The sequence below is a fragment of the Sphingopyxis sp. genome (genome assembly GCF_019459305.1).
Lineage (GTDB): Bacteria > Pseudomonadota > Alphaproteobacteria > Sphingomonadales > Sphingomonadaceae > Sphingopyxis.
In genome coordinates this window covers 1-14,352 of record NZ_JAIBES010000033.1, presented here as the reverse complement: position 1 = coordinate 14,352, position 14,352 = coordinate 1, and the positions used below count along the sequence as shown (strand labels likewise).

Sequence of the window (14,352 nt, the reverse complement as noted above, 5' to 3'; positions counted from 1 at the left end):
GGGGGGCCCCCCCCCACCGCTTAATCCTTCACTACGTCGTCGCCGTGCTTCTGCTCGCGCACCGGTTTGAGCATGCCGGGCGCGAAAAAGCCGATCGGATTGACGCTCATCGCCTGCTGCTTGATCTCGCCCTGGATCTTTTCATAATCCTTTTCCATCGCTTCGGTGACCGAGGCGCGGGTGTCTTTCAGCGCCGCGTCGAAATCAGCCATCGTCACCGTGTCGCTGTTGATCGACCGCTTGAGCGCCGCCAGACCAGCGCGGCGGCTAAGGTCTTCCAGATCGGCACCGGTAAACCGGTCGGATTTCTCCGCCAGCGCCGACAGATCGACGTCGTCGGCCAGCGGCATCTTGCCGGTCTGGATTTCCAATATTCGGCGGCGCCCTTGCTTGTCCGGCACCGACACATAGATCAGTTCGTCGAGCCGTCCCGGGCGCAGCAGCGCCGGGTCGATCAGGTTGGGGCGGTTGGTCGCGCCGATGACGACAACCGACTGCATTTCCTCGATCCCGTCCATCTCGGCGAGGATCGTGTTGACGACGCGTTCGGTCACCTGCGGCTCGCCCGACGTGCCGCTGCCGCGCGCAGGCACCAGGCTGTCGAGTTCGTCGATGAAGATGATCGTCGGCGCCACGGCGCGCGCGCGCGCGAACAGCCGCGCAATCTGCTGCTCACTCTCGCCATACCATTTTGACAGCAGGTCCGACGATTTGATCGAGATGAAATTGGCATCCGATTCGCGCGCGGCGGCCTTTGCGAGCAAGGTCTTGCCGGTGCCAGGCGGTCCATAGAGCAGGAAGCCCTTGGCGGCACGGATCCCGAGCCGCCGGAACGCTTCGGGATGCTTCAGCGGCAGTTCGATGCCTTCGATCAGCTTTTCACGCGCCGCGTCGAGCCCGCCGATGTCGCTCCACCGGGTCGTCGGCGCCTGCACCATCACTTCGCGCATTGCCGATGGCTGCACGCGTTTCAGCGCATTGCTGAAATCATCGCGGGTGACGCGCAAATCCTCCAGCACTTCGGGGGGGATGGTCCCTTCGGCCAGGTCGAGCTTGGGCATGATCCGCCGCACCGCCTCGATCGCCGCTTCGCGGGTCAAAGCTGCCATGTCGGCGCCGACAAAGCCAAAAGTCGTGCGCGCCAGTTCGGCAAGATCGACATCTTCTGCCAGCGGCATGCCGCGGGTATGGATGCCCAGGATCTCACGGCGTCCGCCTTCGTCGGGAACACCGATAATGATTTCACGGTCGAAACGGCCTGGACGGCGCAGCGCTTCGTCGATGGCATCGGGACGGTTGGTGGCAGCGATGATGACGAGATTGGTGCGCGGCTCGAGCCCGTCCATCAGCGTCAGCAGCTGCGCGACGAGACGTTTTTCGGCCTCGCCGGTCACCTGCCCGCGCTTGGGCGCGATCGAATCGATTTCGTCGATGAACAGGATCGATGGCGATGCCTTGGCGGCCTGTTCGAAAATGTCGCGCAGCCGCTTTTCGGATTCGCCATAGGCCGAACCCATGATTTCGGGGCCATTGATCAGGAAAAACTGCGCTTCGCTCTCATTCGCGACCGCGCGCGCCAGACGCGTTTTACCGGTTCCCGGCGGCCCATGCAGCAGCACCCCGCGCGGCGGATCGACGCCGAGGCGCCGGAACAGTTCGGGATAGCGTAGCGGCAGTTCGACCATCTCGCGCAGCTGATCGATCGTTTCGCCCAGCCCTCCCAGATCGTCATAGGTGACATCGGTACGGCGCGCGTCGTGTGGCTCCTGATATTCGGGCAGAAGTTCGATTTCGGTATTCTCGTCGATAAACACCACGCCTTTGGGCGCCGCCGATACGACGAGCAGGCGCACCTCGGCCAGCGCGTATGCCGGCGCGTTGAGCATCTGGCGCAGCTGCGGCGGCATGTCGCCCGATTCCAGCCGCTGCTGCCCGGCGGTCGCAACCGTATCGCCCGCGACGACAGGGCGCCCGAAGAAGCTGCGTTTCAGTGCGTTCGCCGATCCCTGAAGCCGCAGATTTTCCTGCGCCGGGGCGAACACCACGCGCGTTGCCGGGCGCGTCTCGACCCGGCTCAGCATCACCATGTCTCCCGCGCCCGCGCCCGCATTGGCGCGCTGCAGGCCGTCGAGACGGATCACCTCCAGCCCTTCATCCTCGGCATAGGGCAGCACCACGCGCGACGCGGTCTGCCGCTTGCCGCTGATCTGGATGATATCACCTTCGGTGACGCCCAGTTCGGCCATCGTGGAACGCGGAATGCGCGCAATCCCGCCGCCGCTTTCCTCGGCGCGCGAATTCGCCACCTGCAGTTTCACCTGTTTTTCTTTTACCGCTGCATCGGCCAAGGCGCGTCTCCTTCAAAAAATCGCTATGCCGAAGATAGGGTTGTCGTTCCCGATTTGCGACCCCCGCCCGTCGCTTGGCCCCTCGCTACCCTTTGCCGCACTGCACAAAATTGTGGCAAGTCGCGCGGGCTCATGTCATCATCGGTGCCGGATATGCCACGCCTTCCTCCCCTCAGCAGTATGGAGGCCTTTCTCGAGGTCGCCCGCCATGGCACCGTAAAGGCGGCCGCGATCGAACTCGGCCTCTCGATGCCGGCGCTGTCGCGGCGGATCCAGACGCTCGAACATGCCGTCGCACGCCCGCTGTTCAACCGCCATCATCACGGGCTCAGCCTGACCGAGGCGGGGCGCGCGCTGCAAGGACAGCTGGCGCCGATTCTCGACGAACTACGGACGGTGATCGGCCAGGTCGGCAGTCCCGACGCATCGCTGCGCCTGCACCTCAATGTGCTACCGCTTTTCGCCCAGCAGCGGCTGTTCCCGCGCCTGCCCGAACTACGCCGCGAGCATCCCGAACTGCACATCGACATCGACACGATGTCGCATGCCGAAGCGCGGCTAGGCGACGGCATTGACGCGGCGATCGCACTGGCGCGCTCAATCGACCCGGCGCTCTATGCCGCGCGGCTCGATCAGGACAAGGTGTTCCCGATCGCCGCTAGGACGCTGACCGATGGGGAGCGGCCGTTTGTGGTGCCCGAACAATTGCAGCGCATGACCGTCCTCCTCCACCGCGAGATGCCTGAGACATTCAGCGAGTGGAAAAAGGCGATCGGCATGCCTTACCTCGAACCGGCGGGGATCGATTATTTTGATTCGGGACCGCTGATGCTCGAGGCCGCGGCGCAAGGAATCGGTGTCGCCTTCATGCACGGCCACCATTTCGACGACGCGCACGACCCGCGGCTGGTGCGTCTGTTCGATTTCGACGTCGACAGCCCGTACAGCTACTGGTTCGTCTGCCGCCCGCGCGCACTGCGCCAACCGGCGGTCAAGCTGTTCCACGACTGGCTGCTGGCGGCGAAGATTTAGCACCGTTTGCAGTTCAACCGCCGCGTCCGACCAACTTATTTCGGAATATTGTTGGCCTCAAAGCGATCGCGGCTCTTTTGATCTTCGCGTTCACGCTGACGAAGATATTTGCGATCGGGACGATTGTGCCGAATGTAAGCGACGCCGGCGACCGCAGCCGCCAGCATCAGGGCGATCAGGCCGTAGGCGACCCATAATCTCATCTCTATGTCATTGACTCCGTCGGGGGCAAATATCACCCCGACCCGATGTACGGCGTCCGCGCGCGATGGTTCCCCAACCGCCTGCCACAAAATGTCCCGCGTGGAGAAAATGGTGCTGCTGGGGAGGATTGAACTCCCGACCTCGTCATTACCAATGACGCGCTCTACCACTGAGCTACAGCAGCAACCGAAACGCCCGCAAACGCCTGTTCGCTGGGCAGGCGCGGCCTATGGCGGGGCGCCCCGCGCCTGTCAAGGCGCGAGACTTGACGATGGGGCAATTTCGCGGGCATGGCCGCTATTGTGAGCAAGCCGCCCTCCCCCGCCGACATCGAACGCGAACGCCGTCTGGCGGAGGCGCTGCGCGACAATCTGCGCAAGCGCAAGGCGCAGTCGCGCGATGCCAAGGCCGAAACCCCGGTTAAAGACTGACGGTCACCGCCACTTCGTCACCCTCGACCAATGCCTCGGCCTTGCGCACCGCGGCCTTGACCGGCAGCAGCCAGCCGCCGCTTTGCTTGTGCGGGAACACCGATGTCTGCCAGCTTGTCTTGCCGATCGTCACATCGACCCGCGCCGATCCGAACGCCTTGCGTCCATCGAGCCACTGGCCGCTGATCGCCGCGATCCGGATGCCGTCGGCGACGTCGCCCGCAATGGTGACGAAAAACCACGCCGCCGGGGCAGTCGCGGACTGCCAGCGCCAGAGCGGGGTGGTGACGGTAAAGCTTTCCACCTCTCGCTTAGTCCGTTCGTGTCGAGTGAAGTTGAGACACCCAGCCTAAGGGCACGACGCCAAGGCTCCTCGACCTCGCTCGATGCGAACGGCTGAGAACCATCATTTTTCGACCGCGCGCACCGGCACTGGAATATTGCAGATGTCAGCACCGCCAGCAGGCTTGATGAAAAACGGATCGCGGCGATTGGCACGCGCATCGGCGTAGCGCGCAAAGCTGTCGCTTTCGGTCGACAGATATTCGAAGCGTGGTTGGTCGCTTACAGCCAGTTCGGTAGCGATCCGGACCGACGTAATCGGCACCCGCTCCTTTTCATCCTCATAGAAGCCCAGCGCGCCGGTCCCGCGCGGTAAGCTCGACAGATGCTCGATGCCGGTGACCACGCGGCCAACGAGAGCGATATTCTGGTCCAGATGACGGGGAGCGTGGCCAATCACCGTGTAGAGTTCAGCGCCGCTGCCGGTGTCGGGCGACATGTTGCGGCCGACACCAACCATGCCATAGCAATGCACGGGCCAAACCGCGTCGGCATTCCAAGCGACCGGCCAACCCGCCAGAACGCCATGATGAGGAGCGTATGAGCCATTAGCAGACGGCAACCAAGTCGTTGCGCCACGCTTACGCTCCGAGAGATACGCGCTCTCCGGTACCGTCACCAAACCCTCCGGCAACGCCTTCTTCTCGGTCGCGTCGCCCCATTGCACGACATAATTGTCCTGCACCCGGTTAATGCTCGTCCCGTCCCACCAATGCACGGAGGCAAGCTTGCGAATATTGCCGATCCACCCTTGGCTGAACGGTGTGGGCATAAGCTGGATCACCACGCGGCGCGCCTTGCCCTTAGCATCGGGCGCCAAGTCCATCACCAACAGGTCCGCCGCGGCAATCGCAATCCAGTCGCTCGCCGGCGCGGCAGCTGTGATCTCGCCGGGCGACGGGATCGGCGCAGGTTCCTGCGCGGTAACCGGAAGGGCGAGCGAAGCGGCAGCTACGGCCAGAAGCAGATGTTTCATGCTGCCTGTCTGCCATGCTCAACCGACTTGCGAAAGCCCCGCCCAGCGATTAGGGCGCGCGTTCCAAGCATGCGGAGCGGTGGCCGAGTGGTCGAAGGCGCTCGCCTGGAAAGTGAGTATAGGTCAAAAGCCTATCGTGGGTTCGAATCCCACCCGCTCCGCCAACTGGCCTTCCGCCAGCGTCCGTAATGGTTCACACAGCCTTGTTTTATCTCGGTTTTAGGACATATCGGATATTCGGCCGGTTCGGGGGCGTTCACCAGCGTTCACAGCATGCCATGGGATAACTCATGGTATCGGATCAGCAATCCATGGTATGGCGTTGACCCGGGCTGAACGATGCGGAAATCAAGGCGGCGAAGCCCCGAGAGTCGGCGTACAAGCTCGGCGACGCTGTTCAGCTTTATTTGATCGTCGCGCCCGCCAACGGAAAGCACTGGCGGAGGAATTACACCTATGGCGGCAACGCCAAGGGCAAGCCCGCGCAGAAGACCGCTGGCGCTGGGCTCCTACCCCGCCGTCGGTCTGTTCGGTGCGCGCGCGGCGCGACGCGGCCAGGGCGACGTTGCGCGCCGCTCAGGATCCAGCGGTCGAGAAGCGCGTCGCAGGACAATGCCGCTACATGACCCTGAAGAGCGTCTCGGGATTAAGCGATAATGCCATCATCACGTTGCCCGCTATGGCAGCATGATCATCCCGGATTGGCCGGAGATCGCTAAGGCTGCACCGGCGAACCTACACCATTAAATTGGACACGACCCCATGGCGTCAGCGTGGCCGAGGTCAAACAGGCGATGATTCGAAGGCTCCGGGTCATCGCTCAGTCCGTCGATAGAACCGCAGGCGGTGGCAATTCTGGCGGCGATGAAGCCGCTTCGATCTTGCCAATCGGCCGCCGCGCCGACAGGGTGCCGCCAGCGATGAAAACCGACCTCGATCATCTTCCGGCCAACAAGCAGCGCGAACTCGAGCGTGTTAAGGCAATCGTCTTCGAAGAGTTTGAGGATGCGATCGCGCTTGGCACGATGGGCTGGAAGAAGAAGGGCCGGATCGACAAGATCATCCTCTACGGCAGCTACGGGCGCGGCGGCTGGGTCGACGAACCACACACCGCCAAGGGCTATCAGTCAGACTTCGACCTTCTCATCATCGTCAATGACAAGCGGCTTACCGAGAAGGTCGATTTCTGGCTAAAGCTGGACGACCGGCTCATCCGCGAACTGGCGATTGACAAGACGCTCAAGACACCGGTCAACTTCATCGTTCACACGTTGCAAGAGGTGAACGACGGCCTCGCGCACGGGCGTTATTTCTTCATGGACGGCGCGCGCGACGGGATCGCGCTCTACGAATATAACGATAAGCCCCTTCACACGCCCAAGCCGAAGACGCCTGAGCAGGCGTTGGCGATGGCGCGAGAATATTTTGACGAATGGATGCCTAGCGCTTCTGACTTTTTTGACGGCTACACCGATGCGCAAGCGCGAGGGAAGTTGAAAAAGGCGGTGTTTGATTTGCACCAATCAGCGGAGCGGATGTATCATTGCGTTCTGCTCGTCTGCACCTTCTACACGCCTCACGTTCACAACCTTGCCTTCCTGCGCACGCAGGCTGAGCGGATTGACATGCGGCTGGTCGATGCTTGGCCGCGCGAGCGCCGCGAGGATCGGGCGCGGTTTGAAAAGCTGAAAGAGGCTTATGTGAAGGCGCGCTATTCAAAGCACTATCGCATCACCGAGGATGAGCTTCAATGGCTTGGGGGCTGCGTCGAAGAACTAGGCCGCGCCGTTCACGCGATTTGCTCCGACCGGATCGCCGAACTCGATGCGAAGGCCTCGCTTCGCCCCTAATTTGCCCAAAGCCATACAAAAAGCCCGCCGCTACGGGCCGCTTTCGCGCGTCGGGTATTCGTTTACGAACCCTGCAAAGGCTATGGTCGGGAGGAATGTAATGACAGTGAAGCGACCTGATGACCTAGTGAGCGTAGTGGCGACCGATGTCGAAAGGGCGGCGTTGTCCGCTCGATCTGTTTCGGGCAGCTAGTTGGCATGACGCAAAGACCGCCGCGAGCGGTCGGTCAGAGCATCGAGCCCGACCTCCTTGTAGCAGTTGATAAATTTGTAGCCGGTCTTTCAGGATATCCCGAAGGACCGGCAAGCATCGATGGCCACACGCCCTTAAGCGAAATGCAGCCGACGATATTTGCCGCGAAAATAGAGCAGCGGGTCGCGGTGCGGTTCGAACTGCGCACGCACGACGCGGCCGACCAGGATGAAATGATCACCCGCCTCGTGGAGTGATTCGCGTTGGCATTCGAACGACACCAGCGAACTGCCGAGCAGCGGCACCCCGGTCTGCCCCGGCGCCCACAGCAGATTGGAGAAGCGGTCCTCGCCGCGCGTGGCAAAGCGGTTCGATGCGGGTTGCTGCCCGATTTGCAACACATTGACCCCGAAATGCCCCGCCTCGCGCAGCGCGGGTGCGGTCCCTGCCGAATTGGCGATGCACACCAGGAGCAGCGGCGGGTCGAGCGATACCGAGGTAAAACTGTTCGCAGTCAGCCCCACCGGCACTCCCGCCGCGTCAAGCGCGGTGACAATGGTGACGCCGGTCGCAAAGCAGCCCATCGCGTCGCGCAGCGTCCGCGGGTCCGATCCTGCCTGAAACTCGGTCGCCTCGCGCGGCTGGCGGCGTTCGAGAAATTCGAGCAACTGACCCAGCAAAGCTTCGGTCCGGTCGGCTTCGATCGCCAGATCGGCCTCGTCGATGTCCACGCTTTCACCGATCGGTAGCGCGGCGTCGAACGCATCACCTGCGGCGTTTCTCTGCGCTGCGGCAAAGCCGCCGCGCACCACCAGCGTCGGCACTGCCTGCCGCGCCGCGATTCCGATCGCCACAGCGTCGGTGTCGTCGGGCATATCGACGAGCACCAACCCGCCCGCGAGCAACACGCCATCGGCCGCCAGCGCGCGCGTCGCGATCCACCCGCCTCGCCGTGCGGCGACAACGACGGGACGCGACCCCATTTGCGCAAGGACGAGGCGCAAATCCTCGACATGGGCTGCCAGTTGGTCTGGTCCGTCATCGACACGGAGGTCGAGACTGACAACCCGGCGCCCCGACAACACAAGTCCCTCGGCTACCGCACGCCAAGCGCCACGCGACTGCCCGATGTCGGGGATCAGCAGCACGGCGGGGTCATTGTCGTCGCCCAGCACGTCGGCGGACAGCGGGACGCCGCCGAAACCCTTATATTCGATGACGCTCAAACTTCCCCCTGGCGCACCGGCGGGCGAGAACGCCGTGGGCAACGAACTGATCAAATTGCGAAGAATCGGATCATATCGAAAGCACGCGCGCCGCGCCAGCACATCGCCGCGGCTTACCGCCGCAACGATGCCAGCCGCTGATCGACGATCGCATCCGCCTCGGCAATAATCCGGTCGATCAGTTGCTGACAGGTCGGAATGTCGTGGATCAGCCCTTGCACCATCCCGGCCCAGAACACGCCCTTCGACAGATCGCCGGTTTCGAGCAACTCGCGCCCGGCTTTACCGTTCACCAGTTCAGCCACATCGGCAAATGTCGCATCGGGTTGTGCCAGACGGCGCACCACCTCTTCGCTGACCGCGCTCTTGCCGACACGCGCGGTGTTCTTGAGGCTGCGGAAGATCAGATAGGATCCGCGCTCGTCATTATCGACATAGGCCTGCTTCACATTGTCGTGGATCGGCGCCTCGACCGTCGCGCAGAAACGCGTGCCCATGTTGATGCCCTCGGCACCCAGCGCAAGCGCGGCGACAAGCCCGCGGCCGTCGCCGAACCCGCCCGAGGCGAGCATCGGGATCTTCACCTTGTCGGCGGCGGCAGGGATCAGGATCAAGCCCGGGATATCGTCCTCGCCCGGATGTCCCGCGCATTCGAAGCCGTCGATCGAGATGATGTCGCAGCCGGCGCGTTCCGCCGACAAGGCGTGGCGCACCGCGGTGCATTTGTGCAGGATCGCGATGCCGTGCGGCTTGAGCATTTCCCAGATCTCGCGCACCGCAGGCGTTCCCGCGGTTTCGACGATCTTGATCCCGCCGTCGATGATCGCCTGCGCATAAGCCTTGTAATCGGGGGCGTTGATCGTCGGGAAAACGGTCATGTTCACCCCGAACGGCTTGTCGGTCATTGCGAGGCAGCGCTCGATCTCGGCGCTGAGCGCCGCGGGGCTAGGCTGGGTCAGCGCGGTGATGATGCCGAGCCCGCCCGCGTTCGATACCGCGCTCGCCAGTTCGGCATAGCCGACGCTCTGCATCCCGCCCTGCACGATCGGATGTTCGATCCCCAGCATTTCGGTGATGCGTGTCTTGAAAGCCATCGTCAGTCCCTTCCCCAATGTCGGTCGCAACAAAATGACGCTACGTCGCCGCCGCGCCGGAATTGACTTGACGTTTACGTCAACGTCCGGTTCATTGGCAAGACAAGATATATGGGAGCGGGAGAGATGCGGCGATGACGATCCTCTATGACGAAGGCCAACAGGCGATCGCAACCGAATCGCGGCGGGTGCTCGAAGCCCGAATCAGCAAGGATGCCTTGCTGCCGCTGCTCGAATCGGTCGGCGATTATCATCGCCCGTTTTGGGACACGGCAAAGGAACAGGGCTGGACCGCGCTGGCGCTTCCCGAAGCGCATGATGGCTTGGGCCTCGGCCTGATCGAACTCGGGCTGATCGCGCATCAGGCGGGCCGATCGCTCAGCGGCGCCCCGTTTCTAACGTCGGGTTTTGGCGCTGCAAAGGCGATCGAGCTTTACGGGTCGGATGCGCAAAAGGCGCACTGGTTGCCCAAGCTCGCATGGGGTGAAAGCATTGGTGCGATTGCCTTTGCCGCTGGTCCCGACGCGCTACCGGCCCAGCCCGATGTAACATACACCGACGACCAACTGAGCGGCATCGCCCGCGGCGTCTCCGGCGGATTGGCGGCCGATGTCGCGATCGTGCTGGCCAATGGTTCCGGCATGCCGGTGCTGGCGCTGGTCGATCTGAGCGGCGCCGAGCGCATCGCGGTGCCCAGCTTCGACAACAGTCGCTGCGTCGCCAATCTGAGCTTTGCCGGCGCGAAAGCCGAAACGCTGGCGGTCGGAAGCGCCGCCCGTGATGCGGCGCTCCACATTCTCGCCCTCCAGGCTGTCGTCACCGCGCACGAACAGACCGGCGGCGCCGAGGTGCTGATGGAAATCGCGCGCGATTACGCGCTGACCCGCCGCGCCTTTGGCCAGCCGATCGGCGCCTTTCAGTCGGTGAAGCACCGCATTGCCGAGCTTTACGGGCTGGTCGAACTCGCGCGGGCCAACTGCATCCACGCCGCCTCGCGCGAGGGCGCAGCCGACTTCATCACCGCCGCCGCTGCGGCACGCCTGTCGGCGACCGAGGCCTATGACACCGCGGCGCGCGATTGTGTGCAGATCCACGGCGGCATCGGCGTGACCTGGGATCTCGGGCTCCACCTCCATATGCGGCGCGCGCGCAGCCTCGCGATCGAGCAGGGCAGCAGCCTGTTCTGGGAAGATGTCCTCGTCGACCGGCTGGCAGGAGAAGCGGCATGACCGATCTGGAAACCTATCGCGCCAAGGCGGCGGCGTGGCTTCAATCAATGGCGCCGACCTATGGGCGTGAGGCGCGCAAGGGACTGGCGGAAGCAGACGATCTCGCGCTCGGGCGCCGCTATCAAAAGGCGAAGTTCGACGCGGGCTTTGCCGGGATCAACTGGCCAACCGAATATGGCGGCCAGGGCTTGGGGCATCTCGAAAAGGTCACTTTCGACGCTGAAGAGATGAAGCACGGCTTTCCCAATTTCTATTTCGGCATCTCGCTCGGCATGCCGGTGCCGGTGCTGATGCAGTTCGGCAGCGACCGCGACTTCGTCAAGGAACGGGTGCTGAAAGCGCTGCAAGGCGAAGAAATCTGGTGCCAGCTTTTCTCCGAACCCTCGGGTGGCTCGGATCTCGCGGGCCTGCGCACCAAGGCCGAGCCCGACGGCAATGGGTGGAAGATCAACGGGCAAAAAGTTTGGACCAGCTGGGCGCATTACAGCGATTATGGCGTCATCGTCGTGCGCACCGACCCGACCGTCCCCAAGCACAAGGGCCTGACCTATTTCTGGGTCGACATGAAGGCGCCGGGGGTCACCGTGCGCCCGATCAAGCTTGCGGGCGGCGACAGCCACGTGAACGAAGTCTTCTTCGACGATGTGAAGATCAGCGACGATCACCGCATGTCCCCTGTCGGCGGCGGCTTTGCGGTCGCGATTACGACCTTGATGATCGAACGCTATGTCGCGACCGACAGCGCGGGCTTTGGTCCGCACCTCGACCTGTTTGTCGATCTGGCCAAAGACACGCTGCTCAACGGCAAACCCGCGATCGAGGATGGTCGCATTCGCCACCAGATCGCGCGCAACCACGCGATGCGGTCGGGGCTGGATTCGATCAACGTCCGCGCGCGGCTGATGATGCAGGCCGGGATGATCCCGGGCGCTGAAGGATCACTCAACAAGCTGGTCGCGGTCCGCTCGCGCCAGAAGCTGTCCGAACTCGCGATCGATTTGCAGGGCACCGACGGTTTCGCCTTTGACGAGCATGCCTCGCAAAAGGAGGATTGGGCGTCGAGCTGGATCAACGCCCCGACCGGCCGCATCGCCGGCGGGTCGGACGAGACCTTGCTCAACACGATCGCCGAAAAGGTGCTCGGCCTGCCGCAGGATCATCGCCCCGACAAGGGCATCCCCTTCAACCAGATTCCGGCCTGAGGAGGCGCAGCGCATGAAGTTCGATTCTACCACCGCGGCGGTTGTCACAGGCGGCGCATCGGGCCTTGGCCGTGCCACCGCCGAAGCGCTGGCGGCCGCTGGCGTCAAGGTCGCGATTTTCGACATCAACGAAGCGCTGGGCGAAGAGGTCGCGGCATCGATCGGCGGCCTGTTCTGCAAGGTCGATATCACGGATGAACAATCGGTCCTCGACGGCTATGCCAAGGCACGCGCGGCGCATGGCCAGGAACGGATTTGCGTCCATTGCGCGATGACGTCACGGCGCGGCAAGACGCTCGCTTATGACAAGGAAACCGGCGGGTACCGCCGTACCCCGACCGCGGATTTCGCCTATGGCGTCGAAGGTATTCTGACCGCCAGCTACCGCGTCGCATCCGTGGCAGCCGAGGGCATGGCGACGCTACCCGAACTGGACGACGGCGAACGCGGCGCGATCATCCTCACCGCGTCGGTTGCCGCGCAGGACGGCCAGATCGGACAGGTCATCTATGGCTCGGCCAAGGCGGGGGTGAACGGGCTGGTGTTGCCGATGGCGCGCGACCTGATGGACCTTGGTATCCGCGTCAACGCGATCATGCCCGGCGTGTTCGGCACGCCGCTGCTGAACAACATGAATCCGAAGGTGAAAGAGAGTCTCGAAGCCTCGGTCCCCTTCCCCAAGCGGCTCGGCAAGGCGGAGGAATATGCCAGCCTCGCGATGGAAATGATCCGCAACACCTATTTCAATGGCCAGGCCGTCCGCCTCGACGGCGCGATCCGCATGGCCCCTCGTTAAAACACTTCCCGAAAGGACTATCTCATGGCCGAAGCCTATATCATCGACGCCGTCCGCACCCCGCGCGGGGTCGGCAAACCCGGCAAGGGCGCCTTGTCGCACCTCCACCCGCAGCATCTTGCCGCCACGGTGCTGAAGGCGATCAAGGATCGCAACAACCTCGACACCGCGACCGTCGACGACATCATCTGGTCGACGTCGAGCCAGAACGGCAAGCAGGGCGGCGATCTTGGCCGGATGGCGGCGCTGTCGGCAGGTTATGACACCAAGGCATCGGGGACGACGCTCGACCGCTTCTGCGGCGGCGGCATCACTTCGGTCAATCTCGCCGCGGCCAGCGTGATGAGCGGCATGGAAGATTGCGTCATCGCCGGCGGCACCGAGATGATGAGCTACACCACCGCTTTCGCCGCCGAACAGGCGAACGCCGGGCTGCCGCCGCGGCTGATGGGATCGGGGCATGAAGCGCTCGACGAACTCCATCCGCAGTCGCATCAGGGCGTATGCGGCGACGCCATCGCAACGATCGAGGGGATCAGCCGCGAGGCGCTCGACGCGCTGGCGTTGGTCAGCCAGCAGCGCGCCGACCGCGCGATCAAGGAAGGCCGTTTCGCGAAATCGGTCGTGCCGGTACTCAATCCCGATGGCAGCGTGGCGCTCGACCATGAGGAGTTTCCCCGCCCCGAAACCACCGCCGAAGGACTGGCGTCGCTCAAGCCCGCCTTCACCGGCCTCGCCGACTTCGACCTTGGCGGCGGCTTCACCTTCCGCAAGCAGGTCAATCGCCGCTATCCCGATGTCGAGATCCAGCATTTCCACCATGCCGGGAACAGCTCGGGCGTCGTCGATGGTGCTGCGGCGATCCTGCTCGCGTCCAAAGAATATGCCGACAAGCATGGCCTGAAGCCGCGTGCGCGCGTCGTCGCCTATGCCAATATCGGCGACGATCCGACGCTGATGCTCAACGCCCCGGTCCCGGCGGCGAAAAAAGTGCTCGAAAAGGCCGGCCTGACCAAGGACGACATCGACGTCTGGGAAATCAACGAAGCCTTTGCCGTTGTCGCCGAAAAATTCATCCGCGACCTCGATCTCGACCGTGAGAAGGTCAACATCAACGGCGGCGCGATGGCGCTTGGTCATCCGATCGGCGCCACCGGATCGATCCTGATCGGCACCGCGCTCGACGAACTCGAACGCTCGGGCGGTCGCTACGGCCTCGTCACCATGTGCGCCGCAGGCGGCATGGCGCCCGCGATCATTATCGAGCGGATCTGATCGACGCCATTCAGAACGGACCGCGGATCGCGAGCGTCTTGGCCGGACTATACAGGTTCACGAACATCGTCTTGCCGTCGGGCGCGGAACAAGCGCCCCCCCGGGCCCGGGGGGGCCGGGTCCGGCCAAAGGGCTAAAACAAGCCCAAGGGGGT

13 protein-coding genes and 2 tRNA genes are annotated in these 14,352 nt (G+C 63.4%); 8 read left to right on the top strand and 7 right to left on the bottom strand.

From position 1 onward, the window contains the following. Positions 1–20 precede the first annotated feature (20 nt). Complete coding sequence (locus K0M74_RS03600) at positions 21–2,348, bottom strand: CDC48 family AAA ATPase (RefSeq protein ID WP_293968097.1); 2,328 nt, start codon at positions 2,346–2,348, stop codon at positions 21–23. Positions 2,349–2,501: 153 nt separating this feature from the next. Between K0M74_RS03600 and K0M74_RS03595 the strand changes: the two genes are divergently transcribed. After that, positions 2,502–3,380, top strand: a complete 879-nt coding sequence (locus K0M74_RS03595; RefSeq protein WP_293968094.1) for a LysR substrate-binding domain-containing protein — start codon at positions 2,502–2,504, stop codon at positions 3,378–3,380. 35 nt (positions 3,381–3,415) lie between these two features. Here the strand turns inward: K0M74_RS03595 and K0M74_RS03590 are convergent, their stop codons facing one another. Further along, the gene (locus K0M74_RS03590; RefSeq protein ID WP_293968091.1) at positions 3,416–3,583 is read right to left on the bottom strand and encodes a hypothetical protein; all 168 of its coding nucleotides are present in this window, start codon (positions 3,581–3,583) and stop codon (positions 3,416–3,418) included. A gap of 110 nt (positions 3,584–3,693) precedes the next feature. After that, positions 3,694–3,768 (bottom strand) — tRNA-Thr (locus tag K0M74_RS03585). A 106-nt stretch (positions 3,769–3,874) separates the two neighbouring features. On the opposite strand from K0M74_RS03585, the gene K0M74_RS03580 reads away from it, so the two are divergent. Continuing rightward, positions 3,875–4,015 carry a hypothetical protein gene (locus tag K0M74_RS03580; protein WP_169714587.1) on the top strand — a complete coding sequence of 47 codons (141 nt, stop codon included), beginning with the start codon at positions 3,875–3,877 and terminating at the stop codon, positions 4,013–4,015. Here the strand turns inward: K0M74_RS03580 and K0M74_RS03575 are convergent. Both K0M74_RS03575 and K0M74_RS03570 read right to left on the bottom strand, forming a co-directional pair. Next, entirely contained in the window at positions 4,005–4,319 is a 315-nt protein-coding gene (locus tag K0M74_RS03575; protein ID WP_293968083.1) for a DUF1905 domain-containing protein, read from the bottom strand. The two genes, K0M74_RS03580 and K0M74_RS03575, sit on opposite strands and share 11 nt — an antisense overlap. A gap of 102 nt (positions 4,320–4,421) precedes the next feature. Next, complete coding sequence (locus tag K0M74_RS03570; RefSeq protein WP_293968080.1) at positions 4,422–5,333, bottom strand: peptidylprolyl isomerase; 912 nt, start codon at positions 5,331–5,333, stop codon at positions 4,422–4,424. A gap of 73 nt (positions 5,334–5,406) precedes the next feature. Between K0M74_RS03570 and K0M74_RS03565 the strand changes: the two genes are divergently transcribed. Next, positions 5,407–5,497, top strand: a tRNA-Ser gene (locus tag K0M74_RS03565). Positions 5,498–6,253: 756 nt separating this feature from the next. Continuing rightward, entirely contained in the window at positions 6,254–7,183 is a 930-nt protein-coding gene (locus tag K0M74_RS03560; RefSeq protein WP_293968077.1) for a HEPN domain-containing protein, read from the top strand. A gap of 327 nt (positions 7,184–7,510) precedes the next feature. Here K0M74_RS03560 and K0M74_RS03555 read toward each other — a convergent pair whose 3' ends face one another. Continuing rightward, on the bottom strand, positions 7,511–8,602 hold the full coding sequence (locus K0M74_RS03555) for a flavin reductase (RefSeq protein ID WP_293968074.1): 1,092 nt from the start codon (positions 8,600–8,602) through the stop codon (positions 7,511–7,513). A gap of 113 nt (positions 8,603–8,715) precedes the next feature. Then, the gene (locus K0M74_RS03550) at positions 8,716–9,696 is read right to left on the bottom strand and encodes a nitronate monooxygenase family protein (protein ID WP_293968069.1); all 981 of its coding nucleotides are present in this window, start codon (positions 9,694–9,696) and stop codon (positions 8,716–8,718) included. Positions 9,697–9,830: 134 nt separating this feature from the next. On the opposite strand from K0M74_RS03550, the gene K0M74_RS03545 reads away from it, so the two are divergent. The 4 genes from K0M74_RS03545 to K0M74_RS03530 are packed head-to-tail and all read left to right on the top strand — an operon-like array spanning position 9,831 to position 14,198. Continuing rightward, a complete protein-coding gene (locus K0M74_RS03545) occupies positions 9,831–10,925 on the top strand; it encodes an acyl-CoA dehydrogenase family protein (protein WP_293968066.1) in 1,095 nt (364 codons plus the stop codon). Next, positions 10,922–12,127, top strand: coding sequence for an acyl-CoA dehydrogenase family protein (locus K0M74_RS03540; protein WP_293968063.1), 1,206 nt, complete (start codon positions 10,922–10,924; stop codon positions 12,125–12,127). Before K0M74_RS03545 ends, K0M74_RS03540 begins: the two co-directional genes overlap by 4 nt. A gap of 13 nt (positions 12,128–12,140) precedes the next feature. Further along, positions 12,141–12,923 carry an SDR family NAD(P)-dependent oxidoreductase gene (locus K0M74_RS03535; protein WP_293968060.1) on the top strand — a complete coding sequence of 261 codons (783 nt, stop codon included), beginning with the start codon at positions 12,141–12,143 and terminating at the stop codon, positions 12,921–12,923. Between the two features lie 24 nt (positions 12,924–12,947). Beyond that, positions 12,948–14,198, top strand: a complete 1,251-nt coding sequence (locus K0M74_RS03530) for an acetyl-CoA C-acetyltransferase (RefSeq protein ID WP_293968057.1) — start codon at positions 12,948–12,950, stop codon at positions 14,196–14,198. Positions 14,199–14,352 lie beyond the last annotated feature (154 nt).

Bases quoted from the DNA above. Each gene is read 5' to 3' on its own strand.
- K0M74_RS03530 (WP_293968057.1), top strand. From the start codon at position 12,948: ATGGCCGAAGCCTATATCATCGACGCCGTCCGCACCCCGCGCGGGGTC.
- K0M74_RS03595 (WP_293968094.1), top strand. From the start codon at position 2,502: ATGCCACGCCTTCCTCCCCTCAGCAGTATGGAGGCCTTTCTCGAGGTC.
- K0M74_RS03570 (WP_293968080.1), bottom strand. From the start codon at position 5,333: ATGAAACATCTGCTTCTGGCCGTAGCTGCCGCTTCGCTCGCCCTTCCG.
- K0M74_RS03560 (WP_293968077.1), top strand. From the start codon at position 6,254: ATGAAAACCGACCTCGATCATCTTCCGGCCAACAAGCAGCGCGAACTC.
- K0M74_RS03545 (WP_293968066.1), top strand. From the start codon at position 9,831: ATGACGATCCTCTATGACGAAGGCCAACAGGCGATCGCAACCGAATCG.
- K0M74_RS03535 (WP_293968060.1), top strand. From the start codon at position 12,141: ATGAAGTTCGATTCTACCACCGCGGCGGTTGTCACAGGCGGCGCATCG.
- K0M74_RS03550 (WP_293968069.1), bottom strand. From the start codon at position 9,696: ATGGCTTTCAAGACACGCATCACCGAAATGCTGGGGATCGAACATCCG.
- K0M74_RS03590 (WP_293968091.1), bottom strand. From the start codon at position 3,583: ATGAGATTATGGGTCGCCTACGGCCTGATCGCCCTGATGCTGGCGGCT.
- K0M74_RS03580 (WP_169714587.1), top strand. From the start codon at position 3,875: ATGGCCGCTATTGTGAGCAAGCCGCCCTCCCCCGCCGACATCGAACGC.
- K0M74_RS03540 (WP_293968063.1), top strand. From the start codon at position 10,922: ATGACCGATCTGGAAACCTATCGCGCCAAGGCGGCGGCGTGGCTTCAA.